At 74.0% G+C, this 25,517-nt stretch carries 17 protein-coding genes; 7 read left to right on the forward strand and 10 right to left on the reverse strand.

Annotated elements, in window-relative coordinates; translation table 11 throughout:
* Nucleotides 1-12: 12 nt before the first annotated feature.
* Nucleotides 13-3,114 (reverse strand): carboxyl transferase domain-containing protein, encoded by a 3,102-nt coding sequence (locus tag ACIGDI_RS06145; RefSeq protein ID WP_399891174.1) that lies wholly within the window; start codon nt 3,112-3,114, stop codon nt 13-15.
* 83 nt (nt 3,115-3,197) lie between these two features.
* Complete coding sequence (locus ACIGDI_RS06150) at nt 3,198-3,674, reverse strand: Lrp/AsnC family transcriptional regulator (protein WP_399891177.1); 477 nt, start codon at nt 3,672-3,674, stop codon at nt 3,198-3,200.
* 193 nt (nt 3,675-3,867) lie between these two features.
* Here ACIGDI_RS06150 and ACIGDI_RS06155 point away from each other — a divergent pair, with 193 nt between their 5' ends.
* Entirely contained in the window at nt 3,868-5,364 is a 1,497-nt protein-coding gene (locus ACIGDI_RS06155; protein WP_399891180.1) for an FUSC family protein, read from the forward strand.
* Between the two features lie 109 nt (nt 5,365-5,473).
* The gene (locus tag ACIGDI_RS06160; protein WP_399891183.1) at nt 5,474-6,505 is read left to right on the forward strand and encodes a lactonase family protein; all 1,032 of its coding nucleotides are present in this window, start codon (nt 5,474-5,476) and stop codon (nt 6,503-6,505) included.
* A gap of 88 nt (nt 6,506-6,593) precedes the next feature.
* Here the strand turns inward: ACIGDI_RS06160 and ACIGDI_RS06165 are convergent, their stop codons facing one another.
* The 4 genes from ACIGDI_RS06165 to ACIGDI_RS06180 all read right to left on the reverse strand — a co-directional run bounded on the left by ACIGDI_RS06165 (nt 6,594) and on the right by ACIGDI_RS06180 (nt 10,534).
* Entirely contained in the window at nt 6,594-7,517 is a 924-nt protein-coding gene (locus ACIGDI_RS06165; protein WP_200700996.1) for a sirohydrochlorin chelatase, read from the reverse strand.
* A gap of 161 nt (nt 7,518-7,678) precedes the next feature.
* Entirely contained in the window at nt 7,679-8,701 is a 1,023-nt protein-coding gene (locus ACIGDI_RS06170) for an N-acetylglucosamine kinase (protein ID WP_399891187.1), read from the reverse strand.
* Nucleotides 8,698-9,375 carry a uracil-DNA glycosylase gene (locus ACIGDI_RS06175; RefSeq protein ID WP_200700998.1) on the reverse strand — a complete coding sequence of 226 codons (678 nt, stop codon included), beginning with the start codon at nt 9,373-9,375 and terminating at the stop codon, nt 8,698-8,700. The genes ACIGDI_RS06170 and ACIGDI_RS06175 overlap by 4 nt, the downstream gene beginning before the upstream one ends.
* Nucleotides 9,376-9,451: 76 nt before the next feature.
* Nucleotides 9,452-10,534: a WD40/YVTN/BNR-like repeat-containing protein gene (locus tag ACIGDI_RS06180; protein WP_399891190.1), complete on the reverse strand. Its 1,083-nt coding sequence runs from the start codon at nt 10,532-10,534 to the stop codon at nt 9,452-9,454.
* 270 nt (nt 10,535-10,804) lie between these two features.
* Here ACIGDI_RS06180 and ACIGDI_RS06185 point away from each other — a divergent pair, with 270 nt between their 5' ends.
* The gene (locus tag ACIGDI_RS06185; protein ID WP_399891193.1) at nt 10,805-11,389 is read left to right on the forward strand and encodes a hypothetical protein; all 585 of its coding nucleotides are present in this window, start codon (nt 10,805-10,807) and stop codon (nt 11,387-11,389) included.
* 82 nt (nt 11,390-11,471) lie between these two features.
* Here ACIGDI_RS06185 and ACIGDI_RS06190 read toward each other — a convergent pair whose 3' ends face one another.
* Nucleotides 11,472-13,484 (reverse strand): HEAT repeat domain-containing protein, encoded by a 2,013-nt coding sequence (locus tag ACIGDI_RS06190; RefSeq protein WP_399891196.1) that lies wholly within the window; start codon nt 13,482-13,484, stop codon nt 11,472-11,474.
* Nucleotides 13,485-13,580: 96 nt separating this feature from the next.
* Entirely contained in the window at nt 13,581-15,260 is a 1,680-nt protein-coding gene (locus tag ACIGDI_RS06195; protein WP_399891200.1) for a DNA alkylation response protein, read from the reverse strand.
* Nucleotides 15,261-15,331: 71 nt separating this feature from the next.
* On the opposite strand from ACIGDI_RS06195, the gene ACIGDI_RS06200 reads away from it, so the two are divergent.
* Complete coding sequence (locus tag ACIGDI_RS06200; protein WP_399891203.1) at nt 15,332-16,078, forward strand: PaaX family transcriptional regulator C-terminal domain-containing protein; 747 nt, start codon at nt 15,332-15,334, stop codon at nt 16,076-16,078.
* A 66-nt stretch (nt 16,079-16,144) separates the two neighbouring features.
* Here the strand turns inward: ACIGDI_RS06200 and ACIGDI_RS06205 are convergent, their stop codons facing one another.
* Together ACIGDI_RS06205 and ACIGDI_RS06210 are read right to left on the reverse strand one after the other, a co-directional pair.
* Nucleotides 16,145-16,948, reverse strand: a complete 804-nt coding sequence (locus ACIGDI_RS06205) for a pectate lyase (RefSeq protein WP_399891206.1) — start codon at nt 16,946-16,948, stop codon at nt 16,145-16,147.
* Nucleotides 16,949-16,984: 36 nt separating this feature from the next.
* On the reverse strand, nt 16,985-17,962 hold the full coding sequence (locus ACIGDI_RS06210) for a polysaccharide lyase family 1 protein (protein ID WP_399891209.1): 978 nt from the start codon (nt 17,960-17,962) through the stop codon (nt 16,985-16,987).
* A 506-nt stretch (nt 17,963-18,468) separates the two neighbouring features.
* Here ACIGDI_RS06210 and ACIGDI_RS06215 point away from each other — a divergent pair.
* From ACIGDI_RS06215 to ACIGDI_RS06225, 3 genes are all read left to right on the forward strand, one after another.
* Entirely contained in the window at nt 18,469-19,725 is a 1,257-nt protein-coding gene (locus ACIGDI_RS06215; RefSeq protein ID WP_399892954.1) for a PHB depolymerase family esterase, read from the forward strand.
* A gap of 181 nt (nt 19,726-19,906) precedes the next feature.
* A complete protein-coding gene (locus ACIGDI_RS06220) occupies nt 19,907-21,181 on the forward strand; it encodes a hypothetical protein (RefSeq protein WP_399891212.1) in 1,275 nt (424 codons plus the stop codon).
* Nucleotides 21,181-25,473, forward strand: a complete 4,293-nt coding sequence (locus ACIGDI_RS06225; protein ID WP_399891215.1) for an HAD-IC family P-type ATPase — start codon at nt 21,181-21,183, stop codon at nt 25,471-25,473. Before ACIGDI_RS06220 ends, ACIGDI_RS06225 begins: the two co-directional genes overlap by 1 nt.
* Nucleotides 25,474-25,517: the final 44 nt, after the last annotated feature.

The following is a 25,517-nucleotide window of genomic DNA, read 5'->3' on the forward strand; positions in this document are numbered from 1 at the left end:
TCCGCGCCCCGCTCACCACGTGTCCACGAACGGACGGTGACCGGGCTGCGGGACGGGGCACCTGTCCAGCGCCGCCAGGATCCACTCCCGCGACCCGGCCGGGTCGATGACCGCGTCGACCTCCAGCGCGGCCGCCGCGTTGACCGCCTTCCCGCGTTCGTACAGCTCGGCGACGCGCTCCTCGAAGGCGCGGGCCCGCTCGGCCGGGTCGGCGATCGCCGCCAGCTCCTTGCGGTAGCCGAGGCGGACCGCGCCTTCGAGGCCCATCCCGCCGAACTCCCCGCTCGGCCACGCCGCCGTCGCCAGCGGCGCCCGGGTGGAGCCGCCCATCATGGCCATCGCCCCGAGTCCGTACGCCTTGCGCAGCACCAGACTCACCAGCGGCACCCGCAGATTGGCCCCCGTCACGAACAGCCGGGCGAAGTGCCGTACGGTCGCGGTGCGTTCGGCGTCCGGGCCGACCATGAACCCCGGGGTGTCGCACAGCGAGACCACCGGCAGCCCGAACGCGTCGCACAACTGCAGGAAGCGCGCCGCCTTGTCGGCCGCGTCCCGGTCGATCGCCCCGCCCAGATGCGCCGGATTGCTGGCGATCATCCCCAGCGGCCGCCCCTCGATCCGCACCAGACAGGTCAGCACCCCGACCCCGAACCCCGCCCGCAGCTCCAGCACCGAGTCCCTGTCCGCGAGGCCCGCGACCGCCGTCCGCATGTCGTACGCCCGCCGCCGGTTCTCCGGCACGACGTGGCGCAGCAGCCGCCGGTCCGGCGCCTCCCAACTCGCCCGCGCGCCTTGGAAGTACGACAGATACCGGCGCGCGACCCGCACGGCCTCCGCCTCGTCGGCGACCGCGACGTCCACCACTCCGTTGGGCACCTGCACCGACAGCGGGCCCACCTCCTCCGGCCGGTACACGCCGAGCCCGCCGCCCTCGATCATCGCGGGCCCGCCCATCCCTATGGTCGCGTCGGGCGTGGCGATGACGACGTCGCAGCAGCCCAGCAGCGCCGCGTTGCCCGCGAAGCACCGGCCCGAGACGACGCCGACCAGCGGAACCGTCCCGCTCAGCCGCCCCATCCGCCCGAAGGTGGTCACGTCAAGTCCGGCGACGGCGGTGGTGTCCGTGTCCCCGGGCCGTCCCCCGCCGCCCTCCGCGAACAGCACCACGGGCAGCCGCCGTTGCTCGGCGAGCTCCAGCATCCGGTCGGTCTTGCGGTGGTTCTGCAGCCCCTGGGTACCGGCCAGGACCGTGTAGTCGTACGACATCACGACGCACGGCCGGCCGTCGACGCTCCCCGTGCCGGTCACCATGCCGTCGGCCGGCGTCGAGCGGATCAGGTCGTCCAGGGAACGGCGCCGCCGCTGGGCGGCGATCGCCAGCGCCCCGAACTCGGTGAAGGTGCCCGGGTCGCACAGGTCGGCGATGTTCTCGCGGGCGGTGCGGCGCCCGAGGGAGTGCCGCCCGGCCACCGCCTCGGGACGGTTCTCGTCCAGGCCGAAGGAGTGCCGGTGGACGACCTCGGCGAGGTCCGGTCGGATCGCGTCGGGGTCGGCTCGTTCGGCGGTGTCGGTGCCCTCGTGCGCGCCGGTGATCTCGTCGAGGGTGGCCAACAGGGCTCCCTCGCCGACCGTTTCGCCCACGCGCGCGTGCAGCAGCCGTACCGCGCCGGAGCCGGGCGCCCGTACCACGTGCTCCATCTTCATGGCCTCCAGCACCAGCAGCTGCTGTCCGGAGCGCACCCGTTCGCCCGGGGCGACGTCGACGGAGACGACGGTGCCGCCGAGCGGCGCGAGGACCGCGCCGTCCACGGCCTGCGTCTCCGGGTCGGCGAAGGTCTCCGCGAGCTCGGCCACCATGCCCGTGTGCGCCCAGAAGCGCGGCTCCGCGAGCACCTCCCGCAGCAGCGGAATCCCGGTCCGCACCCCCTCCACCCCGAACTCGCCCAGCGCCCGCCGCGCCCGCGCACAGGCCGCCTCCACCCCGCCGGACGGAACGTGCGCGACGACCTTCGCCAGCAGGGGGTCGTACCGCGTGCCGACCTCGGCCCCCGCCCGGACGGCCGTGTCCACCCGGATGCCCGGCCCGGCCGGCAGGTCGAAACGCGAGATCCGCCCGGCCTCCTCGGCGGCGACGCGCGCCTGCACGGCGAACCCGCGCGGCGCGGTCGGCGGCCCCGAGAGCCCCAGCTCCTCGAGCGTCGCCCCGCCGGCGATCCGCAGCTGCAGGGCGACCAGGTCGAGACCGGTCACCTCCTCGGTGACCGTGTGCTCCACCTGGAGGCGGGGATTGGCCTCGATGAAGGAGAACTCCTCGTCGCGCACCAGGAACTCGAAGGTCACCAGGCTGGAGCAGCGGGTGGCACGGGCCAGCCGCAGGGCCGCGCCGAGGATGTTCTCCCTTACGTCGTCGCGGAGTTCGGGAGCGGGCGCGATCTCGATCAGCTTCTGGTGGCGTCGCTGGGCGCTGCAGTCCCGGTCCCACAGGTGCGTGACGGCGCCGGTCGCGTCACCGACGATCTGCACCTCGATGTGCCGGGCGCCCTCCAGCAGCCGCTCCGCGTACAACTCGCCCCGCCCGAAGCCCTGTTCCGCCTCCGAACGGCACCTCTCCCACGCCTCCTCAAGCTCCTCGGCCCGGCGCACGACCCGCATCCCGCGCCCGCCGCCCCCGCCGGCCGCCTTCACCATCACGGGCCCGTCCGCCAGCAACTCCCGCGCCCCGTCGGGCCCGTCGGCCCCGGCGAGCACCGGAACCCCCAACCCGGCGGCGAGCTCCCGGGCCCGTCGCTTGTCCCCGAAGACGTCCAGGACCTCGGGCGAGGGCCCGACGAAGACGATCCCGGCCTCCCCGCAGCGGCGCGCGAACCCGGCGTCCTCGCTCAGGAAGCCGTAGCCGGGGTGGAGGAAGTCGCACCCGGTGGCGCGGGCGGCGGCGAGCAGCGCGGCACCGTCCAGGTAACCGGGCAACGGCACCGCCTCGTCGGCCGGCCGCGTGTGCGCGGCGTCGCCCTCCTCGTACACCGCGACCGTACGCAGCCCGGCTTCCGCCGCGGCGCGCAGGACGCGTACGGCGATCTCCCCGCGGTTGGCGACGAGCACGGCGGCAGCACCCATGGGAGCCCTCCTGGACACGGACCTCATCGACCGGCCCGGTCATGATCTCAGGCGCACCGGCCGAGCGGTCCTCGGGTGCGAGGTCATTTCCGTGCCGCGCGGCCGATCGACTCGACCAGCGGCAGCAGCCGCTGCGGGACCCGTTCCCGCAGGGCCACCTCGGTGCGGGTGCGGACCACGCCGGGCATGCTGATCAGCTTCTGGATCACGTCCTCAAGGTGGGCGTTGTCGCGCGCCACGACCCGGGTCAGCAGATCGCCGCCGCCCGTGATGGAGAAGGCCTCCACGATCTCCGGCACGGCCGCCAGCGCGTCGCCCACGTCGTCGAGGTGTCCCTGGGTGACCTCGATGTGCACGAACGCGAGGACGGGGTGGCCGAGCGCGGCGGGGGAGAGCGTGGGGCCCGTGCCCGTGATCACGCCGTCCCGCTCCAGCCGGTCGAGACGGGCCTGCAGGGTGCCGCGGGCGACCCCCAGGACGCGGGCGTACTCGCGCACGCTCGTACGGGGCTGCTCCAGCAGCAGCCGCAGGATGCGGGTGTCGAGCTCGTCGACCGCCATGTGCGGGTTCTCCTCGTGCATGGTCCGTTGGCCCGCCCGTGGCCGCCCTCGGACCCGTGGTGCTGTACCAATGGCCCAGCATAATCGGCGCCGCTTGAGCCAGCAGGACGAAGGATGCTGCAATGAGGATGTCGATGGCGCTGCGGACCCCGCGGCGCCTTTTTCGTGCCGGTGTCCAAGGGGGCGGGTAAGCGTGCTGAAGAGGGTGTTCGTGGCTCCGGATCCGGGGCGGCTGCGGCTGAGGTTCGCCGCGCGCGCCGTCGTCGGGATCGGGGCGGCCGTGGTCCTGTGCGCTCTGGCCGGACTCTCCCTCCCCGGTACGGTCACCGGCGGCCTGGCCGCGCTGCTGGCCCTGTTCACCGTCACCGACGACACCGTCCGCGGGCAGGCGGTCACCACCGCCCTGCTGCCGGCCGTCGGCCTGCCGGTGCTGACCGCCGCGGCCGAGCTGCACACCCACCCGGTGGCCCGCGACCTCGTCTTCCTGGCCGTCGTCGGCGCCGGCGTGTACGCCCGCCGCTTCGGCCCGCGCGGACACAGCCTCGGCGTGTTCGCGTTCATGACCTTCTTCATGGCGCAGTTCCTGCACGCGACGACCGGTCAGCTCCCCGAGTTGTACGTCGCCGTCGTCCTGTCCGTGCTCACCGCCGCGGCCGTCCGCTTCGGCCTGTGGTGCTACGAGGCCCAGCTGCCCCCGGCCCCCGCCCCCGCCCCGCCGCCGGGCACCGGCTTGGCCTGCGTGACCACCCGCCAGGCCGTCCAGGCCACCGCCGGCGCGGGCTTCGCGCTCCTCGTGGGCCACCTGGTGTCCGGACAGCGCTGGTACTGGGCCGTCGGCGCCACCTGGTGGGTCTTCGTCAACACCACCTCGCGCGGCGAGACCCTGGTCCGCGGCTTCCGCCGGGTCCTGGGCACCGTGATCGGCATCGGCCTGGGCGTCCTGATCGCCGTCCCGGTGGACGGAGCGGCCCTCCCCACCGCCGTACTCCTCGCCGCCTGCGTCTTCGGGATCTTCTACTCGGCCGCGGTCTCGTACACCTGGATGATGCTCTGCGTGACCCTCCTCGCCGAGCTCCTCTACGGGCTGCTGGGCGTGCTCACCCCCGGCCTGCTCGCCCTGCGTCTGGCCGAGACCGCCGTCGGCGCGCTGGGCGCCGCGCTGGCCGTGCTCCTCGTCCTCCCGGTCACCACCCACACCACCACCGACGCCTGGATCCAGCGCGCCCTGCGCTGCGTGCACACCTGCACCGCGGAGGCCGCCGCACGGCTGGCGGGCGTCCCCGACGCCGACCCGGCGCCGAAGGTGGCCGAACTGGAACAGCTGCTGGGCCGCGTACGGCTGTCCGTGGCGCCCCTCGTGCACCCGCTCAATCCGATGCTGGGCCGCAAGCGGCGCGCCCGCCGGGTGCTGGACCTGCTCGACGACTGCGCCCGCGAGATCCGCGGCCTGGTCACGGTCGCCGCCGACCCGGAGGCCTCCCACGACGCGCGGCTCGCCGCCGCCTGCTGGCGGGTCGAGGCCGCCGTCGAGGCCCTGACCGGCGACGGCCGAGGGCAGCCCGCCGCCCTCGTCGGCGAGCCCCCCGTGGCCGAACCCGCCCTGACCCATCTGCACGGGCTGGAGCGGGCCCTCGCGGAACTCGCGACACCGCTTCGGACGCCCTCGGGGTCCCGCCTGGTGGGCGCGTGACGCCCGTGGTGGGCGCGTGACTCCCCAACTTTCCACCCCTTTGGTCTAGACCTCGGTTGATCGACTGCTACGGTCGCCTCCGACGGCACAGAACCGAGAGGGGACTGCGGTGACAGACGGCGGCGGGCGGCGACGGCGGGCGTTCATCGGGTCGTTCACGGCGGCGGGAGGCCCCGGCATCGTGACGGCGGCCGTGGCGGAGGGCGGCGGCCTGAACCTGCTCGGCAGCGTCGACGGCCTGCCCGACCCGTCCTATCTGGCCCTGGCGCCCGACGCGGGCACCCTGTACGCGGTCAGCGAGACGGCCGAGGGAGCGGTGGCCGCGTACCGGGTCCGGGGGGACCGGCTGGAACGGGCCGGCGCTCCCGTGCCGGTCGGCGGCCAGGAGCCGACCCACCTGAGTGTCCTCGACGGACACGTCCTGACCGCCAACTACGGCTCCGGCAGCGTCTCCGCCGTACCCGTTCGCCCGGACGGCACCCTCTCCGACACCGTCTCCGGCGTCCTCCAGCACACCGGATCGGGCCCCCACGCCCGCCGCCAGCAGGGCCCGCACGCCCACCAGGTGCAGCCCGACCCCAGTGGCCGCTGGGCCGTCAGCGTGGACCTCGGCACGGACTCGGTCCGCGTGTGCGCCCTCGACGGCGGCACTCTGGACCTGCACCGGGAGTGCCCCCTGCGCCCCGGATCGGGCCCGCGCCACCTCGCCTTCCACCCGGACGGCACACGCGCGTACGTGGTCAACGAGCTCACCCCGACCGTCACCGTCTGCCACTGGGACGCGGACGCGGGCACGCTCAAGCCGCTCACCGAGGTGCAGGTGCTGCCTGGCGCCCCGGCGGGCGACGCCTATCCCTCGGGGGTCGTCGTCTCGCCCGACGGCCGTTTCGTGTGGACGGCCACCCGGGGTGAGGATGTCCTGTCCACCTTCGTCGTGGAGGGCGACGAACTGCGTCTGGTCGGCACGGTCCCGTGCGGCGGCGACTGGCCGCGGGCCCTCACCGAGTCCCACGGCTTCCTCTACGCCGCGAACGAGCGCTCCGGCGAGGTGACCTGGTTCGCCGTCGACCCGGCCACGGGACTGCCCCGCTACGAGGGCTCGGTCCAGGTCCCCGCCGCCTCGTGCGTCGTCTTCGCCTGAGCCCGGCACGGCACAACGCCGCAGGGCCCGCTTCCGACGTCCGGAGCGGGCCCTGCGGCTTTCCTACGGCGATGCCGTGCGCGTCGCGTCAGCGGACCGGCGCACCCTGCGGCTGCTGCGGGGCGATGCCCAGCGCCGTCGTGTACTTGGCGAGCGCGAGCTTGCCGATCGCCGGGTAGGGGCCGAGCGCCTCGGCGGCGGAGCAGCCCGCCTCCCTGGCCGCCTCCTCGATCAGACCCGGGTCGATCTCCGGCCCTATCAGGTACGGCGCCAGCGCCAGCTGCTGCGAGCCCGAGGAACGCAGCTGCTCGGCCACGGACGCGATCGCGCCCTCCTGGTCCAGGGCCGCCGCCATCACCGGCACGGCCAGGCGCGCGGCGAGCAGCATGCCGGTGATCCCCGCCGCCTGCACCGCCTCGTCACCGCCGACCGAGGCCAGGATGATGCCGTCCGCGGCGGTCGCCACGGTGAACAGGCGGGCCCGGTCGGCGCGGGCCAGACCGGCCTCCGACAGCCGCACGTGCAGCGCCTCGGCGAGCAGCGGGTGCGGGCCCAGCACATCGGTCAGGTCGGCCGCGACCCGGCTGTCCATGACGGCCTGGCGGATGACACGCAGCAGCGCGCTGTCCGGGCCGGCCAGCAGCGGCACGACGACGGCCACGGGGCCGTCCGGCTCCTTGACGTCGAGACCGGCGGCCTTGGCCTGCTCATAGCGGGCCGTGCGCTCCTCGGCGGCATGCGCGAGCACGGACTGGAGCGTGGGGAACTCCGCGTCGTCCCCGTCCAGGTAGCCGATCCGCGCGTCGAGGCCGGGGAGCTCGGAGCGGGCGATGCTCACGACCTCCTCGGCGAGACTGCGCGTGGGAGCGGCGGGAGTGCCCGGCACCGCGAGGACGAGCGCGGGCGCGCCCTCGGGAGCCGCCAGCGGCTCGGGTCGGCGGTGCCGCCCGGGCTGGCGAGGTCGCGGCATTCGTACTGGCAGGCCGGACGCGGGTCCAGTGGGGGAGCTCATGGCGACGCATGTTACTGGCTTCCTGGGCTCCCCTGTTCGGGGAGGGTGCAGGTGAGCGGTATCCGTCCGGTTTTGTCTGATGAGTAACGTACGGATCAGAAGTGATCGGAGTGCGAACCGGGCGCATCACCAAGCATGGGGAGAAGCCCGGGGTTGGTCGCTTATGTGGTCACCACGGACAACATCGCCGCGTCACCCGGCAGAGTGAGGCCGTCGGCCGCAAGATCGGCGGCGATGCGCGAAGCGCCGGTGAGCGGATCGCCGGCGGCCATCTCCCGCCGCGCCCACGGCAGCTTTTCGGCCAGTTCCTCCTCCAGCGGTACGAGGAGGGGCTCGCCCATCTTGAACAGACCGCCCGTGAAGGCGACCACGGGCTCGCCCCCGGCCGGGCACACCGCGGCGGCGGACTCGGCCATGTGCCGCGCGGCCGCGCGCAGGATGTCCGCCGCCACGGGATCACCCTCGGCACAGGCGGCGACCTCCGGGGCGAAGGAGGCCAGGACGGCGGGACGGTCCGGGCGGGGGTAGAGCCGGCCCGGCAGCCCCGGCAGGGGCCCGAACAGCCCCTCGGCGCGCGTCCGCAGGGCCGCGGACCCACCGGCCCGCCCGTCGTACGCGCGCAGCGCGGCCTCCAGTCCGGCCCGCCCGATCCAGGCGCCGCCGCCGCAGTCACCGAGGAGATGGCCCCAGCCGTCCGCACGGCGCCAGCCGGTCAGGTCGGTGCCGATGGCGATCAGCCCCGTGCCGGCCGCGATGACGGCACCGGCGCGCGGACCGAGCGCACCGACGTACGCGGTGACCGCGTCGGCCGCCAGGGCGACTCGACGCACCCCGAACTCCCGGCTCAGCGCGCCCGGAAGCTCGGCTCTCAGCCCGTCCCCCAGGGTGGCGAGCCCGGCGGCCCCGACTGCCGCCGCCCGCAGCCGGGTCACACCGCTCTCGGCGAGCAACGCCCGAACCATGGGCACCAGTTGCTCCATCAGATGCCCGGGGTCGATCCCCTGCGGCCCCGTCCGCACCGGCAGCGGCGACGACGCCTCGGCGAGTGTGGTCCGCCGCAGGCTCGCGACGGCGGCACGCAGCCCGGAGCCCCCGGAGTCGACGGCGAGGACGCCGACGGCACCCCCGCCCCGCCCGGAGTGGTCCGCGTCCGGCTCCGGTCCGTCCGGGCCCGGGCCGCTCACGGCAGACGCCAGTCCACCGGCTGCCCGCCCTGTCCGATCAGCAGGTCGTTGGCGCGGCTGAAGGGGCGGGAACCGAAGAAGCCGCGGTCGGCCGACATGGGGGAGGGATGGGCGGACTCGACGGAGGGGAGGCTGCCGAGAAGGGGCCGCAGATTGCGGGCGTCGCGGCCCCACAGGATGGACACCAGCGGTTTCCCGCGGGCGGCCAGGGCGCGTATCGCCTGCTCGGTGACCTCCTCCCAGCCCTTGCCGCGGTGCGCGCCGGGCTTGCGCGGGGAGGTGGTCAGCGCCCTGTTGAGCAACAGCACGCCCTGCCGGGTCCACGGCGTCAGATCGCCGTTGGACGGCTGGGGCAGCCCCAGGTCGGTGTTGAGCTCCCGGAAGATGTTGATGAGACTGCCCGGCAGCGGCCGCACCTCCGGTGCCACCGAGAAGGACAGTCCCACCGCGTGCCCCGGGGTCGGATACGGGTCCTGCCCGACGATCAGGACGCGTACCTCGTCGAAGGGCTGCTGGAAGGCGCGCAGGACGTTCGCTCCGGCCGGAAGGTAGGTGCGCCCCGCGGCGATCTCCGCACGCAGGAAGTCCCCCATCTCGGCGATCCGTCCGGCGACGGGTTCCAGGGCCTTCGCCCAGCCCGCTTCGACGATTTCATGCAACGGTCGTGGTGCCACGGGCGTCACCCTACTGCCGTACGGGCAGCGGAGATCAACCGGTGGCCAAGGCCGTACGATCCCCCCGCTCGACTCATCAGACCACCGCGGCCCGCACGCACAGCACGTCCGGCAGGTGCGACGCCAACTGCCGCCAGCTGTCGCCGTCGTCGGCCGACGCGAACACCTCGCCGTTGCGGTTGCCGAAGTACACGCCCGCCGGGTCGGCGTCGTCCGTGCACAGGGCGTCCCGCAGCACCGTTCCGTAGTGGTCCTCCGAGGGCAGGCCCGCCGACAGCGGCTCCCAGCTCTTGCCGGCGTCCGATGTGCGGAACACCCGGCAGCGGTGGTCGGCCGGCACCCGGTCGGCGTCGGCGTTGATCGGAAACACGTAGGCCGTGTCGCCGCGGTGGGGGTGGGCCGCCACCGCGAAGCCGAAGGTGGACGGCAGGCCTTCGCCGATGTCGGTCCAGTGCGCGCCCGCGTCGTCGCTCCGGTACACACCCCAGTGGTTCTGCAGGTACAGCCGGTCCGGGTCGGCCGCGTCCCGGGCGACCTTGTGCACGCACTGGCCGAACTCCGGGTTGGGGTCCGGCAGGAACACCGCGGAGACACCGGAGTTGGAGGGCGTCCAGCTCGCGCCGCCGTCCGTGGTCCTGAACACTCCGGCCGTCGACACGGCGACCGTCACGGCCTGTGGGTCGCGTTTGTCGGTGAGCACGGTGTGCAGCCCCTCACCGCCGCCGCCCGGCACCCACTTGGAACGGGTCGGGTGCTCCCACAGCGGGCGGACGAGTTCGAAGGTCTCGCCGCGGTCCTCCGAGCGGTACAGCGCGGCCGGCTCCGTGCCCGCGTACACCACGTCGTCCTCCGCGGCCGCCGGGTGCAGCTGCCACACACGCTCCAGCGACGCCCCCGTGTCCTTGGGGAACTTGACGGCCGGCCGGGCCGGTTCGGTCCAGCTGCGGCCCAGGTCGTCGGAGTGGAACACGGACGGGCCCCAGTGGGCGCTGTCACCGCCCGCAAGCAGCCGGGGACGCCCGCCCCGGGTGTCGATCGCGACCGAGTACACGGCCTGCGCGTTGAAGTACGGACTCTCGTCGAACTCCCATGTGCCACCCCGCCGACGCCCGATGAACAGGCCTTTGCGCGTGCCCACGGCCAGCAGTACCTCGGTCATGCCGATCACCTCCGCGACGTCTTTGTCCCAGACATCGGCCAGTCTGCACCCAGCCACTGACAGTCACCTCTGGAGACGGCATCGCCGCAGCTCAGCGCGGCCCTGGCGGCTCGGAACGGCGACCTTTCGGACTCTTTCGCGAAGTGGCCCGCGCGATTCGGGTGGCCGTGCGACCGTCGAGTCGGGGTACCCGCCTGAGCATCCGGGGATCTCGGCCCGTAAGGGAGGGAGATCGGGGATGGTCATGTGCTCATGAGGAGGCTGCCTTCTATGGCGTTCCGTGGTCCGAGGGTGTGGCTGTGGCGCTGGCGACGCAACCCGTTGAAGCGCCGCACCGACGCGGTGGAGGCCTGGATCGTGCTCGGCGCCTGGGTGATCACCGTGATCACCGGGGTGCTGGCCGGTCTGGCGGCCACCCAGTCCGTGGAGAACGGGTTGGCCCGCGAGCGGGCCGAATGGCACCGCGTCGACGCGCGGCTGACCGCGAAGGCTCCGGGAAAGGTCACCGCCAACTCCCAGACGGCGAGCGGCGACCAGGTGTGGGGGAACGTGAGCTGGACCGCGCCGGACGGCAGCCGGCACACCGGCCAGGTCCGGGTGGGTCCGGGCAGCCCGGCCGGCACCACGGTCCCGATCTGGTCGGACCGGCAGGGCCACCTGGTCACCCGGCCCGCGGGCGTTGCCCAGGCCCATGTACGGGCCTCCCTCATCGGTGTCCTGGTCGGTCTCAGCGCCGCGGCGGTCCCCTTGGTCTGCGGCCGGGTCCTGTGCGGTCGTCTGGAGCGCCGGCGCCTGGACATGTGGGACACCGAGTGGGCCCGGTTCGGACCCCTGTGGGGACGCAAGACGAGGTGACACCGACCCGGCCCGGCCGGCCGGGCGGCGGCACGCCGTGCCGCCGCCCGAGCCGTGCGCGGTCACCCGGTGCGGGAGTTCCCTAACCGGCGCTCAGCCCTTCCCGGCACAGCCGTAGCAGTCGCAGGTCGTCGGCGATGTCGTGGCTGCCGTAGCCGCCGAGGGACGCCTGATGGCGCCGTGGGGAGGCGAGTTCGGCGCGCAGCAGATCGTGGAGGGGCTCGGCGACGGGGCCCAGTGCGGCGACGCACTCGGCGACGGTGGGACGGGTGTGCGGGTTCGCCGTCCAGGCCGCCCGCAGGACGGGAGCGGCGATGTCCGTCTCCCCGTCCCCGCCGATCCGCCACAGGGCGCACGCCGCCGACGTCCGCTGCCACAGGTCGTCTGCCGCTGCCATCCGGCGCAGGTCGGCCAGTGCGGGACGGCCCGCGGGACCCAGCCGCCCCAGCGCGTCGGCCGCCGCCGACCGTCCGCGCCGCTCGCCCCTCAACTCCCCCAGCAGCACCGGCAGTACCGCGGCCGCGTCCTCCTCCACCGCCCACAGCGCCGCCGCGGCGGCGACCGCCGCCCCGGAGTCCAGCAGGCCCCGCAGCACGGGTGCCGCCTCACCGGCCGCCGGCCCGAACGCCCCCAGAGCGCGGACCGCCGACTCCACCACCGTCTCCCGGGACCGCAGCCCGTCCGGCATGCCCAGCAGCAGGCGCAGCACCTGCGGTACCGACTCGACGTCCCGGAGGGCGCCCAGGGCCCACAGCAGCGGTGCCGCCCGGTCGTAGGTGTCGGGGGAGTCGAGCGGGACCTCGCCGAGCCTTTGTCGCAGGGCCGGTGCCAAGGGGCGGGCCGCGGGCCCCAGATGGACGACCACGCGCCCCAGCTCGTTCGGTACGACCGGTCCGGCCAGCACCTCGGCCAGCACGGGCGTCGCCCGCGGATCCCCGCACAGGGCCAGGGCCTTGAGTCCGGTGCCCAGGGTAGGCGCCCCGTGCTCCCAGTGCCGGACCCACAGCTCCGGGCGGGAGGCGACCAGCGTGTGGAGGTGGTCAGCGGCCGGGGCGGCCAGGTCGAGGAGGCCTTCCAGGACGGCCAGGGCCGCGTCGCGCAACCGGTCCTCCTCCGCGCCCAGTTGGGCGCCGATCAGCGCGACCGGTTCGCCGTAGTCGGCGCGCCACTCGCGGAACAGCCCCATGGACATCCACACCGCGTTGCACCGGTCGGTCGCCTCCGGGCTGCTCAACTGCCCCACCAGCAGCGCGATCCGCTCCTCCACCCGGCCGTCGAGCGCGCTGTGCAGGGTCCGCATCAGCTGCGAGCCCTCCTCGTCCGAGGGGCGCAGCCGCCGCAGCCGGCCGATGAGCGTGTCCGTCTCCGGCCGGTCCGGTTCCCCGGCCCGGCACGGCCGCAGCGTCGAGCGCTCCCTGAGCAGCCGTACGACGGTGGGCACCAGGTCCTCGGGGAGCCGGTCGGGGGCGCAGCCCGCGAGTTGTCCGAGCGCCGCCAGCCGCAGTCCGGGCCCGAACGGCGGCGCGCTCTGGGCCGCCAGCAGCTCCACCGCCTCGGCCGCCTGCCCGGGGTGTCGGCGCGCGAACACCCCGAGGGCCTCGGCGAGGGCGAGCAGGACCCGGTCGTCCCGCTCCACGGTGAGCCGCTCCCGCACCAGGTCCAGTACGCGCGCCGGTGCGTCGAGGAACCTCACCAGCGCGCCCGCCGCCGCCCGCCGCACCTCGGGGTCGGGATCCCGGGTCAGCCGTACGAAGACCTCGGCGCCCGCGCGGACCGCCGCGCGGGCCATGGCGCGGGTGTCGTCGCCGACCCGCTCCTCCCCCTCCTGCCCGATGCTCACCAGCAGTTCCACGATGCCGCCCCGCTCGGGCACCGCCTCGCTCGCCACCAGGGCGAGCAGGAACGGCAGGCAGGCCAGCGTCGAGTCGTACACGTCTCCCTGGTGGTGCACCGCTCCGTACATGCCGTCGAGCGCGGTCTCCCGCTCGGCCGGGTCCGCGGAGGCCAGGCCCCTCAGCAGTCCGGGCACGTCCTCCGCGCTTCCGTACGCGTGCCTCAGCGAGGCCCAGTCGACCTCGTCGATCCCCGTGAACACGTTGTCCTCCCCAGGCGAAGCGCCAACTGACCGTGAGTCTGCACCACGCCACTGACAACGGTGAGAGAGCGGGAGGTCACTGTGCGCAAAACACGCCTATGGCCGGACCGGCCCGCCGTCCGGCAGGGACCGCTCCAGGATCGCGTCCAGGTCCGCGCCTTCGGGCAGCGTGCCGAAGGCATGTCCCCAGTCGCCGCTCAGCCGGGTCGCGCAGAAGGCGTCGGCCACTGCGGGCGGGGCGTGCCGGACCAGGAGGGACGCCTGCAGGACCAGCGCCATCAGCTCCACCAGGCGGCGCGCGCCGGCCTCGGAGCCGGTGGCCAGCAGCCCCTCCAGGCGGACCACGGCGGCATCCAGCCGGGCGTCCGCGCCCCGCGCCAGGGCCAGTTCGTCGAAGAGGGCCTGCGCGGTCGCGGGCTCCCGGTGGAGCGCCCGCAGCACGTCCAGGGCGTTGACGTTCCCCGAGCCCTCCCAGATCGACAGCAGCGGGGCCTCGCGGTAGTGGCGGGGCATGCCCGACTCCTCGACGTAGCCGTTGCCGCCCAGGCACTCCAGGGCCTCGGCGGTGAAGGCCGGACCCCGCTTGGTCACCCAGTACTTGCCCACGGCCGTGGCGATCCGCCGGAAGGCCGTCTCCCCGGCGTCCCCGCGGACCGCCCGGTCGGCCGCCCCGGCCAGCCGCAGCGTGAGCGTGGTGGCGGCCTCCGACTCCAGCGCGAGATCGGCCAGAACGTTGCGCATCAGCGGCTGGTCGACCAGCCGCGCCCCGAAGGCGCTGCGGTGGCGTGTGTGGTGGCCCGCCTCGACCAGCGTCTTGCGCATCAGCGTGGCCGACATCATCACGCAGTCCAGACGCGTGCAGTTGACCATCTCGATGATCGTCTTCACGCCCCGGCCCTCGGGCCCGACCAGCCAGGCGACCGTCCCGTCGAACTCGGGCTCGGAGGAGGCGTTGGAGCGGTTGCCCAGCTTGTCCTTGAGGCGCTGGATGCGGAAGGTGTTGCGGGTCCCGTCGGGCAGGATCCGCGGCACCAGGAAGCAGGAGAGCCCCTCCGGGGCCTGGGCCAGGACGAGGAACACGTCGCACATCGGCGCCGACGTGAACCACTTGTGCCCGCGCAACTGGTAGACGCCGGGCTCGGCGGTCGGCCAGGCCGTGGTCGTGTTCGTACGGACGTCGGAGCCGCCCTGCTTCTCGGTCATCCCCATGCCCGCGAGCAGTCCGGGCTTCTCGGTCAGCACCCTCAGCGTGGGGTCGTACTCGCGGCCGGTCAGCAGGGGTTCGTAGACCTTGGCCAGGTCCGGCTGCGCGCGCAGCGCGGGGACGGCCGCGTAGGTCATCGACGTCGGGCAGCCGTGTCCCGCGTCGGTGTGTCCCCACACCAGCCCGCCCGCGGTCCGGGCGACGTGCGCGCCGGGCCGCGCGTCCGCCCACGGCGCCCCCGCCAGTCCCTCGGCGACCGCGGCCCGCATCAGGTGGTGCCAGGCGGGGTGGAAGTCGACCTCGTCGATCCGGTTGCCGTACCGGTCGTGCGTCCGCAGCACCGGCTCGTGGACATTGGCCAGTTCCGCCCACTCCTGCGCCTCGGCGCTGCCGGCCCGCAGCCCCAGCCGCCGGACGCCCTCCTCGGCCCATCCGGCGCCCTCGCGCCGCAGACCTTCCAGCAGGGCGGTGTCCTCGGATGCGTCGTACGGGGTCAGGGGAGGCGGTTGGTTGGTGACGTCGTGCGTGGCGTACTGCGGCTGCGGCCGCGCGGGAACGGGTGTCGAGACCATGCCGACATGTTGCATCTTTTCTGCGCTCGCAGCAATGATGCAACAACGAGGCGCCCGTAAAGTACGTGCTCATGCGCATGAACGTCCCGGAGCGGTCCGTCGAGGTCGACCTGCGGCCGCTGTCCGCGAGATCGGTCGTGCTGAGCCTGCTGCTGGGCACGCACCCGCCGGAGCTCGCGGTGAAGGACCTCGTCCGGGCGATGGAGCCCTTCGGTGTCGGCGGCTCCACGCTGCGTGCCGCGCTCAGTCGCATGGTCGCCGCCGGCGACCTGCGGCGCTCGGACGACTCCGTCTACCGGCTCAGCGACCGTCTGCTGGCCCGCCAGCGCCGACAGGACGAGGCGGTGGAGGCACGCACGCGCGCGTGGAGCGGCGACTGGGAGATGGTGGTGGTCACGGCGACGGGCCGCGGCCCCGCCGAACGCGCCGAGCTGCGCGCCCGCCTCACCGCCCTGCGGCTGGCCGAACTGCGCGAGGGGGTCTGGCTGCGTCCCGCCAACCTCAGCCGCCCCCTGCCGGACGACCTGGCGGCGGTGGCCGAGACCTGCACCGCCCGCCCCGACCGCCCGGCGCGCGAACTGGCCGAACGGCTGTGGCCGTTGGACGCGTGGGCCGCCACCGCCCGTGCTCTGCTGGCCCACGTCGAGCGGGCGGACCGGCCCGCGGACGTCTTCGCCGCCTTCGCCGCGGTCGTACGCCATCTGCTGACGGACCCCGTGCTGCCCGCCGAGCTCCTCCCCGCCGACTGGCCGGGAGCGGCGCTACGCGCCGCGTACGCGGACTACCAGCGGCAGATCACCCGGGACATGGGCACATGACACGGCGGCCGTACGAAGCACCGTGCGGGTGTGCTTCGTACGGCCTGATCCACCGTGGGGGGAGGGCTACTTGTAGGTGATGTCGGAACTCGCGTACTTGCAGTACGTCCCGTCCGGGCCCGAGCCGTTCGTGGTCGGCTCCGCGCCCGTGTTGTTGCCGATGTACTTCTGGCAGGGCACGATCTTCTTGCCGCTGTCACCGATGATGGTGATCTTCTTCAGGGTCGCGCTGTCGCCGTAGTTGGTGTTGATGCCGACGAGCGCGCTGCCCTTGTAGGTCGCCTCGATGGTGTTGAGGTTGATGGTCCGCTTGTACTGCGTCTTGCAGTTGCCGCAACTGCGCACCAGCTTGCCGAAGTTCTGCACGGCGAAGTTCGAGATGTTGAGCGTGCCGGCGCCGTTGAACTGGAACACCTTGTCGCCGGCCTCCTTCGCGCCGCCGCCGGAGACGGTGTACACGTTGGACGACGAGGAGCCCCGGAACGTCGCCGCGTCCTCGCCGACGTCCTCCCACCACACGTTCTGCAGCGTGCAGCTGCCCTCGCAGTGGATGCCGTCCGCGGCGGGCGCGCCGATGATGACGTTCTTCAGGACGGCGCCGGCCGCCAGGTCCAGGATCGGGTCCTGGTCCTCGTTCTGCCCGCCGGTGCCGAGGTCGCCGCTGCCGTAGAGGCGCTTCATCCCGTAGTCCTTGGTGCCGGAGATCGAGATGGTGGCGGTGACGGCCTGGCTGCCGTTGGCGGTGGGCCAGGTGGCGGCGCTCGCCGGGGCGACCCCGTCCGTCATGATCATGACAGACGTGAGACCGAGCGCGGCCAGGGCGCCGGTCAGCGCGCGCCTGCGGGCGCGTAAGGAAGCTGGTGAAGTCATGTCCCGATGCCTTCTTCCGGATGGGGGGGGGTGGGGTCAGAGCTTTCCGGCGCCCGCGCCGCCGGTCACCGAGGCGACGACGGAGGAGGCCGGCTCGGCCGTGTAGCTGTACGGCGGGCTGGTGAAGGTCCCGACCTGGGAGATCTCGGTCGTGGCGCCGCCCAGGTCGTTGCCCTTGAGGTTGGCGTGGCCGTCCACGTCGCTGTCGCGGTTGGTCGTGACGGCGACCTGGGTGGAGCGGAACACGTTGTTCTCGACGAGCATCTGCGCGCCCATGCGGGAGTGCACGGCGGTCTCGGCGCCGACGACGTAGTTGTCGTAGAAGTGCCCGGTGCCGAAACGCAGGCTGGGGATGCGGGAGTTGACGTTGTCGAACCAGTTGTGGTGGTACGTCACCCGCAGATGCCCGGTGTCCTCGCTCGCGTTGTTGTCGCTGTGGCCGACCAGGGAGCCCTTGTAGTGGTCCTTGAAGGTGTTCCAGGAGACGGTCACGAAGTCGGACGCGTGGGTGATGTCGACCAGGCCGTCGTAGTAGTCCTTGCCGTGGTCGCGGTCGGAGGAGAGGGAGTTGTGGTCGATCCAGACCTTGGTCGACTTCTGGACCGTGATGGCGTCCGTGCCGACCGCCTTGCTGATGTTCAGGTTGCGGATGATCACGTTGGTGGCGTTCTTCAGCCGCAGTCCGCCGCCGGTGAACCCGGAGGACGAACCGACGCCGAGGACCGTGGTGTTGGAGCCGACGTCCACCTGGCCGCTCAGTGGGATCAGGCCACTGACCCTGACGACCTTCGCGGTGCTTCCGGTGACGGCCGACTTGAACGCCGACAGCGTCGAGACGGTCGTCGTCGTGGCGCTGCCGCCACCGGTGGTGCCGGCACCGAACCCGACCGGGGAGGACTCCGCCGCCGAGGCGGACTGGGGGAGGGCGAGGACGGTGACGGCGGCGAGGGCGGCCGCCGCGGCCGTCACCGCTGTGGATCTTTGCGCGTGTGTACGTGGGGGGCGAGTACGCATGCGGGTGCGTCCCTTCGACAGCGTGCCTGATCGTGTATGTGAACGATGTTCGCCATGTTGAGCACTGCGCGGGAGCTTCGTGGCCGTTTGGCTCCCTGGGGGCGCACATGGGTCACGTCGCTGAACGGACCGTAGGGGGTAAGCGCTTTCTGGTCAACGCTTCGCGCAAAACGACTTCGTCCGGTCGGAGGGGTGTCGGCGGGGTGCAAGGGCTTGTCCGGAACTGGAGTGGGGAAGTGGCGTGGGAGCGCTTCCATGGCGGTTGTGTCCATGTCACCATGCGGGACGCACGCCTCCCTTTTCCGGGAGATTCCCGAGAGGTTCCGAGACATTTCCGAAAGGGGCGGCTCGATATCCGGGGCGCCCAGGAGGGAGCACACGACGTGTCCAACCGCACCCGCACTCACGCCGGCACCCGAACCCGCGCCCACGTCCCCATCCGCGCCTGGACCCGCGCCCGCACCCGCGCGATCGTGAGAGGGCCGCTGCGGACGGTGCTGTCGGCGCTGGTCGCCGTACTGCTGCCGTTACTGGCCGCGGTGAGCCTCACCGCACCCCCGGCCGTCGCCGCCACGCGCGCCGCCGTCCCCACCGCCACCCTCACCGAGGTCACGAACTTCGGCGCCAACCCCAGCAACCTGCAGATGTACCTCTACGTGCCCGCCGGCGTCACCGCGCACCCCGCGGTCGTCGTGGCCGTGCACTACTGCACCGGCTCCGGGCCGGCCATGTACAACGGCACCGAGTGGGCGCAACTCGCAGACACCTACGGCTTCGTCGTGATCTACCCTTCGGTCACCCGGGCCAGCAGGTGCTTCGACGTCTCCTCGCCCCAGGCCCTCAAACGCGGCGGTGGCAGCGACCCCGTCGGCATCAAGTCCATGATCGACTGGGTCACCCGGACCTACAGCGCGGACACCGGCAAGATCTTCGCCACCGGCATCTCCTCCGGCGCGATGATGACGAACGTCCTGCTCGGCGACTATCCGGACGTGTTCGCGGCCGGCGCCGCCTTCTCCGGTGTGCCCTTCGGCTGCTTCGCCACCACCGACGGCTCCGAGTGGAACAGCGCCTGCGCGAACGGCACCGTCACCCACACCCCGCGGGAATGGGGCGACCTGGTGCGCGGCGCGTATCCCGGCTACACCGGGCGCCGACCGCGCATGCAGCTGTGGCACGGCACCGACGACGCGACGCTGCGCTACCCCAACTTCGGGGAGGAGATCAAGCAGTGGACCGACGTCCTCGGTGTCGGACAGACCCCGGCCGCCACGGACACCCCCGCCTCCGGCTGGACCCGCACCCGCTACGGCTCCACCGGTGACCAGGCGCCCGTCGAGGCGATCAGCCTCCAGGGCGTCGGTCACAACCTCTACACCTACGGCATGGCCTCCCGGGCGCTGACCTTCTTCGGCCTCGGCGCCTCGGGCCCCGTGCCCCAGCCGGGCGCTTGCAGGGTGACCGCCACCACCAGCGCCTGGAGCACGGGCCTGACCGCCTCGGTGACCGTCACCAACACCGGCACCACGACGATCAACGGCTGGCAGCTCGGCTTCACCCTGCCCGCCGGGCAGACCATCACCAACGGCTGGGGCGCCACGTACGCGCCGAGCAGCGGTGGGGTGACGGCCACCGACGCCTCGTACGACGGGACGATCGCCCCGAACGCGAGCGTGAGCATCGGCTATCAGGCGAACCACACCGGCAACAGCGCGGCGCCCGCCGCCTTCACGCTCAACGGGACCGCCTGTACGGCGAGTTGAATCCTTCCGAGTGCTGCGGTGGCCGGAGGTCGGGTGATCTCCGGCCACCGCAGCCTTCGCACCGCTCCCGGGCGTCGCTCCCTCGCGGCGGCGCTCTCTCTCCTTCGTGTCCGGATGACGTGGCGCTGAGCGGGAACCCGGCAAATCCGGCAAAGCGAACTCATACGGATCGAGGAGAGAGATGGCTCGGCAGGAGCAAAGGTCGTCGTCGACGACCCTTCCGGAGCCGCTGCGGACCGCGGCCTCGGTGCTGCGGCACGTGCCCGGCGCCGGGATGGTGAGCAGGGTGGCCGGGGGAGCGCTGGACAAGGTCGGAGCCGTGTCACCGCGGGGGCGGCGCCTGGCGGTGTACACGGGGGCGGGGGTGCTCGGTGTCGCGGGCGTCGTGGAGTGGCCCGTCGCCCTCACGGGCGCTGCGGTGGCCTGGCTGACACAGCCGCGGCCGGAGGAGCGGGAGCGTTCCGGGGACTCGGAGGAGCCCCTGGGCTCGGGGGCGTCCGGGGGCGCCGTGCCCGCGGGGGAGACCGGGGTGATCCCGCTGGACGAGGAGCCCGAGACGCCCGCGGACGAGATGGGGGAGATGCGCGCGGGCGACGTGCGTGAGACGCCGTCGGGACAGGGTTCTGCGACGTCCTCGGGGCAGAGGGCTGCGATGTCCTCGGGCCAGTGGGCCGAGACGTCCTTCGGTGAGGAGATCGAGACTTCGAGCCAGGACTCCGAGACGTCTTCGGGTCAGGGAGCTGATACCTCCTCGAGCCAGGTGTTCGACGAGCCCTCGGGTGATGTGGGAACGACGCCCGGCGCCGGTATGGGCGGAGCGCCCGGCGGCCTCCCGTTCGACGCGCAGCCGGTGATCACCGGCGACACCCAGCTGCCCACAGGTCCCAAGGCCCCGGCCCCCGGCGAGGCCGGGGCGATGACCGATGACGCGGAACGGCTCCTCGGCCCACAGGCGCCGGTCCTCGGCGCGATGGAGCCGGTGACCGGTGATGCGCGGCAGCCGTCCGGTGCGCAGGCGCCGAGCCCCGGCTCGACCGGCGAGGCGGAGGAGCTGCCTGGCCCGGAGGCTCCGGAGCCCGGTGCGATGGAGCCGATGTCCGGTGACGCGCGGCAGGTGTTCGGTGCTGAGGCGCCGGGTCCCGTGGTCGCCCGTGATGTGGAGGAGCTGCCTGGTCCGGAGGTGCCGGAGCCGGTGCCCGGTGATGCGCGGCAGATGTCCGGTACGGGGGCGCCGGGTCCCGTGGTCGCCCGTGATGTGGAGGAGCTGCCTGGTCCGGAGGCGCCGGAGCCGGTGCCCGGTGATGCGCGGCAGATGTCCGGTACGGGGGCGCCGGGTCCCGTGGCCGCCCGTGATGTGGAGGAGCTGCCCGGTCCCGAGGCGCCGGAGCCCGGGGCTGCCGAGGACGGGTCGGACGACGAGGGCGTCGGTGGGCGTGCTTCGGGTCGGGGGGTGTGATGGTTCTGGGACTGCTGACACGGCCCGCGGCCACCGCGGGCCGGCTCGCCGTGGCCGGGCCGCGGCTGCTGGTCCGCGGGACGGTTCCCGCGGTGGGTACGGCGGCCGGGGCGGTGGCGGGGGCGGCCCGGGCTGGGGTGCGTGGCGCGGACGGCGTCGCGCACGTCACGCGCGTCGCCCGGGCGGCGCTGCCGGGCCGCCGGGGACCCTGGCGGGCCGGCACCCGGGCGCATCTCGCGCTGCGCCCCGAGGAGCCGGACCGGGTGAGCCGGGAGGGCGGGAAGGAGCATCTGGCGCGGCGGGTCGCGGAGACGCTGGCCGAGCGGCCGGACGTGGCGTACGCGTACTGGGACGGCGGACTGCGCAGGCTGGTGGTGGTCGCCGCCGAGGAGGCGCTCGGCGACCGGGTCGTGGAGGCGGCGACCGAGGCCGCCGAACGGCACGGCCTGGTGCCGACCGACGAGGCGGTGGAGGAGTTCGCCCACCCCGCCGACCCGGCCGGGGTACGGGCCGCCGCGACGGCCCTCGCGGCCGACGGGCTGGGAGTCGTGTTCGCACTGGCCGGCTACGGCCTGCGTCTGCCGCCGACGCCCCGCCAGGTGACCGCGCTGGTGACGCTGCTGCGAGAGAACCCCAGGGTCCGCGGTTGGCTGCGGGACCGTCTCGGCCGTACCCGGATGGATCTGCTGCTGGCCGGCGTCAACGCGGCCGTGCACGGGGCCGGCCGGACCCCGACGGCCCTGGTGCTCGACGGGGCGCTGCGCTCCTGCCAACTGGTCGAGACGGTAGCCCGGGTGGCCGCCTTCGAGACGGCGCACGACGAGGTGTGCACCCCCGACCGGTGCGGCGTACCCGCGGATCATTCGCCGCGCCCGCCGCTGCGGACGTCCCCGGCGCAGGAGTACGCCGAGCACGCCTCCGTCGGCAGTCTGCTCGGTGCCGTGGCCGCCCTGCTGGTCAAGCGCGACACCACCGAGGCCGCCGAGGCGGTCCTCGCGGGCTCCCCAAAGGCGGCGCGCTACGGCCCCGCGGCCTTCCACGCCGTGCTGAGCACCGCGCTGTCCCGGACCGGCGTGCTGGTCCGCGACACCGAACGCCTGCGTGAGCTGGAGATGGCCGACACCGTCGTGCTGCACCCGAGTGCCCTGCGCACACCGGGCGAGGGAGCGGACAGGTGGGCGGAGCCGGTCCTGGACGCGGCTCGGCGGGCCGGGCTGCGCGTCGTGCTGGGGGACGATCCGGCACTCGCCGACTTCACCGGTCTCGCCGACACCGTGCTGCCCGCCGACGAGTCGCTGAGCGAGGCGGTACGCCGGCTGCGCGAGGAGGGCGCCACGGTGGTCACCGTCGCCCGGCCCCGGTCGGCGGACGACACGGACGTACTGGCAGGCCTGCACGCCGGTGACGTGGCGGTCGCGCTGACCGACCACGACGGTGCCGTCGTGTGGGGCGCGGACGTGCTGGCCCCGCACGGTCTCACCGACGCGTGGCGGCTGCTGGCGACCATCCCGGCGGCGCGTGCGGTGGGTCGCAGGTCGCAGACGCTCGCCCGCTCCGGGGCCACGCTGTCCGGGATCCTCGTGGCGGTCGGCGAGGCCCGCGGCCGGGGCCGGAGCCGCCCGCCGTGGCCCGGCCTGCGCCACACTCCGGTCGACGTGAGCGCGGCCGTGGCCCTGTTCTCCGGCGCCCGCGCGGCCCTGCGCGCGGCGGCGGCCCCCGCCCCGCACCCGCGCCCCCGGGTGGCCTGGCACGAACTGGACCCCAAGGGCGTACGAACGCACCTGAACCGTCTGGCCGAGGCGGAACCGGGCAAGGAACGGCGCGTGACGGCCCAGGCGGGCCGGGTCGTCCGCCGTGTGGGCCGGCACCCGGTGCTCGCCCCGGCGCGCTGGTCGGTGCAGCTGGGTCGGGCCGTGCGCGGGGAGCTGGACGACCCCCTCACCCCGGTGCTGGCGGTCGGCTCGGCCGCCGAGGCGATCCTCGGCTCCGTCGTGGACGCCCTGCTGGTCCTGGGCGCGCTCGACCTGAACGCGCTGGTCGGCGGGTTCCAGCGGCTGCGGGCCGAACGGGCCCTGTCCGGGCTGCTGGACGAGCACAAGCAGATGGCCCGCGTCGCGCCCCCGGACGCGGCCGAGCAGGGCGGCACACGCACCGTCGACGCCGCCCGGCTGCGGCCCGGCGACGTGATCGAACTCGGCGCCGACGACGTGGTCCCCGCGGACGCGCGGCTGCTGTGGCAGGACGGGCTGGAGGTCGACGAGTCCGCGCTGACCGGGGAGTCCCTGCCGGTGGAGAAGCAGACCGACCCGACACCGCACGCCGCGGTCGCCGAGCGCAGCTGCATGGTCTTCGAGCACACCACCGTCGTCGCAGGGCAGGCCCGTGCCGTCGTGGTGGACACCGGGGAGCGCACCGAGGCCGCCCGCGCCGTCCACCTCGCCTCCCGCACGTCCCCGGCCGCCGGAGTGCAGGGCAGGCTGCAGGAACTGACCGCGAAGGCGCTGCCGTTGACCCTGGCCGGGGGAGCGGCGGTGACCGGGCTCGCCCTGCTGCGCCGTACGCCCATCCGCGAGGCGGTCGCCGGTGGGGTGGCCGTCGCGGTGGCCGCCGTGCCCGAAGGGCTGCCGCTGGTGGCCACGGTGGCCCAGCTCGCCGCCGCCCGGCGGCTCAGCCGCCGCGGTGTCCTGGTCCGCACCCCGCGCACGCTCGAGGCGCTGGGCCGGATGGACATCATCTGCTTCGACAAGACCGGCACCCTCACCGAGAACGCGCTGCGCCTGACCCGGGTCTCGGACGCCGACGGCCGTGTCCACGCCGTCGACGACGACGCGGCCGCGCCCACGCTGCGGGCCGCGGCGCGCGCCTGCCCCCAGAACGGCGACACCGACCGGATCGCGCACGCCACCGACGAGGCGGTGCTCGACGCGGCCGGCCCCGACCCGGACTGGAGCCAGCTCGAAGGGCTGCCGTTCGAGGCCGCCCGCGGTTACGCCGCCGCCGTCGGCCGGGGCGCGGACGGCACGCGTGTGCTGGTGGTCAAGGGGGCGCCGGAGAACGTCCTGCCCGCCTGCGCCGGCCTGCCCTCGCACGTCTCCGACGCGGCGTCCGCGCTGGCCACCGACGGGCTGCGCGTGCTGGCCGTGGCCGAACGCCGGCCGGCGGACGGCGAGAGCGACGCGGACATACTCCAACCGCCCCTGCGAGAGCTGGAGTTCGTCGGTCTGCTGGCGCTGTCGGACCCCCCGCGGGAGACCTCCCCGGCTCTTCTGCGGGGCCTGAGCGAGGCGGGCGTGCGGCCGGTCATGCTCACCGGCGATCATCCGCAGACCGCGCGGTCCATCGCCACCGACCTCGGATGGCCCGAGGACACGGCCGTGGTCACCGGCGACGAGCTGACGGCCGCGGACCGCGCGGCCAGGGAGCGGATGCTGGAGCACGTGGGTGTGGTGGCCCGGGTCGCGCCCGAGCAGAAGCTGCAGGTCGTCGAGGCGCTGCGGGACGCGGGCCGGGTCGTCGCCATGGTCGGCGACGGCGCCAACGACGCCGCCGCGATCCGGGCCGCCGACGTCGGCGTCGGCATCAACGCCCGGGGTTCGGCGGCCGCCCGCAACGCCGCCGACCTGGTCCTCACCGAGGACGACCTGTCGGTCCTGATCGAGGCGATCCACGAGGGCCGTGCCCTGTGGCACAGCGTCGCAGACGCCATCGCGATCCTGATCGGCGGCAACGCCGGCGAGGTCGGCTTCGGCATCCTCGGCACGCTCCTGTCGGGGCGGGCGCCGCTGTCCACCCGGCAAATGCTGCTCGTGAACCTGTTCACCGACCTGTTCCCGGCGATGGCGGTGGCGGTGACGCCGGACGAGAAGGCGCAGGCGGCGGCGGCCGGATCGCCGGAGGACACCTCCGACGTGCTGGGCGCGCCGCTGATCCGGCAGATCCGGCACCGTGCCCTGACGACCAGCCTGGGGGCGACCGCGGCATGGCTGTTCGGCCGTTTCACGCCGGGCACCGCCCGCCGTTCCGGCACGATGGCCCTGTGCGGGGTGGTCGGCACCCAGCTGGCGCAGACCCTGCTGGACCGCCGCGACAGCCGGTTGGTGCGGATCACGTCGATCGGCTCCGCGGTGGCGCTGGTCCTCCTGATCCAGACCCCCGGCGTCAGTGGGCTGTTCGGCTGCACCCCGCTGGGGCCGGTCGCCTGGGCGGGCGTCGCCGTCGCCATCGCGCTGGCGCTGTCGGGGCAGCGGGCCGTGCCCCGGCTGGAGGAGGCGGTCCGGCGACTGGCTCGGTGACACAGGATGTTCGCACCATAGGCACAGAAAGCGTCCGTCTTCTC

Source organism: Streptomyces sp. NPDC085900 (assembly GCF_044540925.1).
GTDB classification, from domain to species: domain Bacteria; phylum Actinomycetota; class Actinomycetes; order Streptomycetales; family Streptomycetaceae; genus Streptomyces; species Streptomyces gilvifuscus.

What these genes read in the sequence shown, in the direction of transcription:
- ACIGDI_RS06205 (WP_399891206.1), bottom strand. Translation starts at nt 16,948, where the DNA reads ATGACTTCACCAGCTTCCTTACGCGCCCGCAGGCGCGCGCTGACCGGC.
- ACIGDI_RS06200 (WP_399891203.1), top strand. Translation starts at nt 15,332, where the DNA reads ATGCGCATGAACGTCCCGGAGCGGTCCGTCGAGGTCGACCTGCGGCCG.
- ACIGDI_RS06150 (WP_399891177.1), bottom strand. Translation starts at nt 3,674, where the DNA reads ATGGCGGTCGACGAGCTCGACACCCGCATCCTGCGGCTGCTGCTGGAG.
- ACIGDI_RS06225 (WP_399891215.1), top strand. Translation starts at nt 21,181, where the DNA reads ATGGTTCTGGGACTGCTGACACGGCCCGCGGCCACCGCGGGCCGGCTC.
- ACIGDI_RS06220 (WP_399891212.1), top strand. Translation starts at nt 19,907, where the DNA reads ATGGCTCGGCAGGAGCAAAGGTCGTCGTCGACGACCCTTCCGGAGCCG.
- ACIGDI_RS06195 (WP_399891200.1), bottom strand. Translation starts at nt 15,260, where the DNA reads ATGGTCTCGACACCCGTTCCCGCGCGGCCGCAGCCGCAGTACGCCACG.
- ACIGDI_RS06185 (WP_399891193.1), top strand. Translation starts at nt 10,805, where the DNA reads ATGGCGTTCCGTGGTCCGAGGGTGTGGCTGTGGCGCTGGCGACGCAAC.
- ACIGDI_RS06180 (WP_399891190.1), bottom strand. Translation starts at nt 10,534, where the DNA reads ATGACCGAGGTACTGCTGGCCGTGGGCACGCGCAAAGGCCTGTTCATC.
- ACIGDI_RS06165 (WP_200700996.1), bottom strand. Translation starts at nt 7,517, where the DNA reads ATGAGCTCCCCCACTGGACCCGCGTCCGGCCTGCCAGTACGAATGCCG.
- ACIGDI_RS06145 (WP_399891174.1), bottom strand. Translation starts at nt 3,114, where the DNA reads ATGGGTGCTGCCGCCGTGCTCGTCGCCAACCGCGGGGAGATCGCCGTA.
- ACIGDI_RS06210 (WP_399891209.1), bottom strand. Translation starts at nt 17,962, where the DNA reads ATGCGTACTCGCCCCCCACGTACACACGCGCAAAGATCCACAGCGGTG.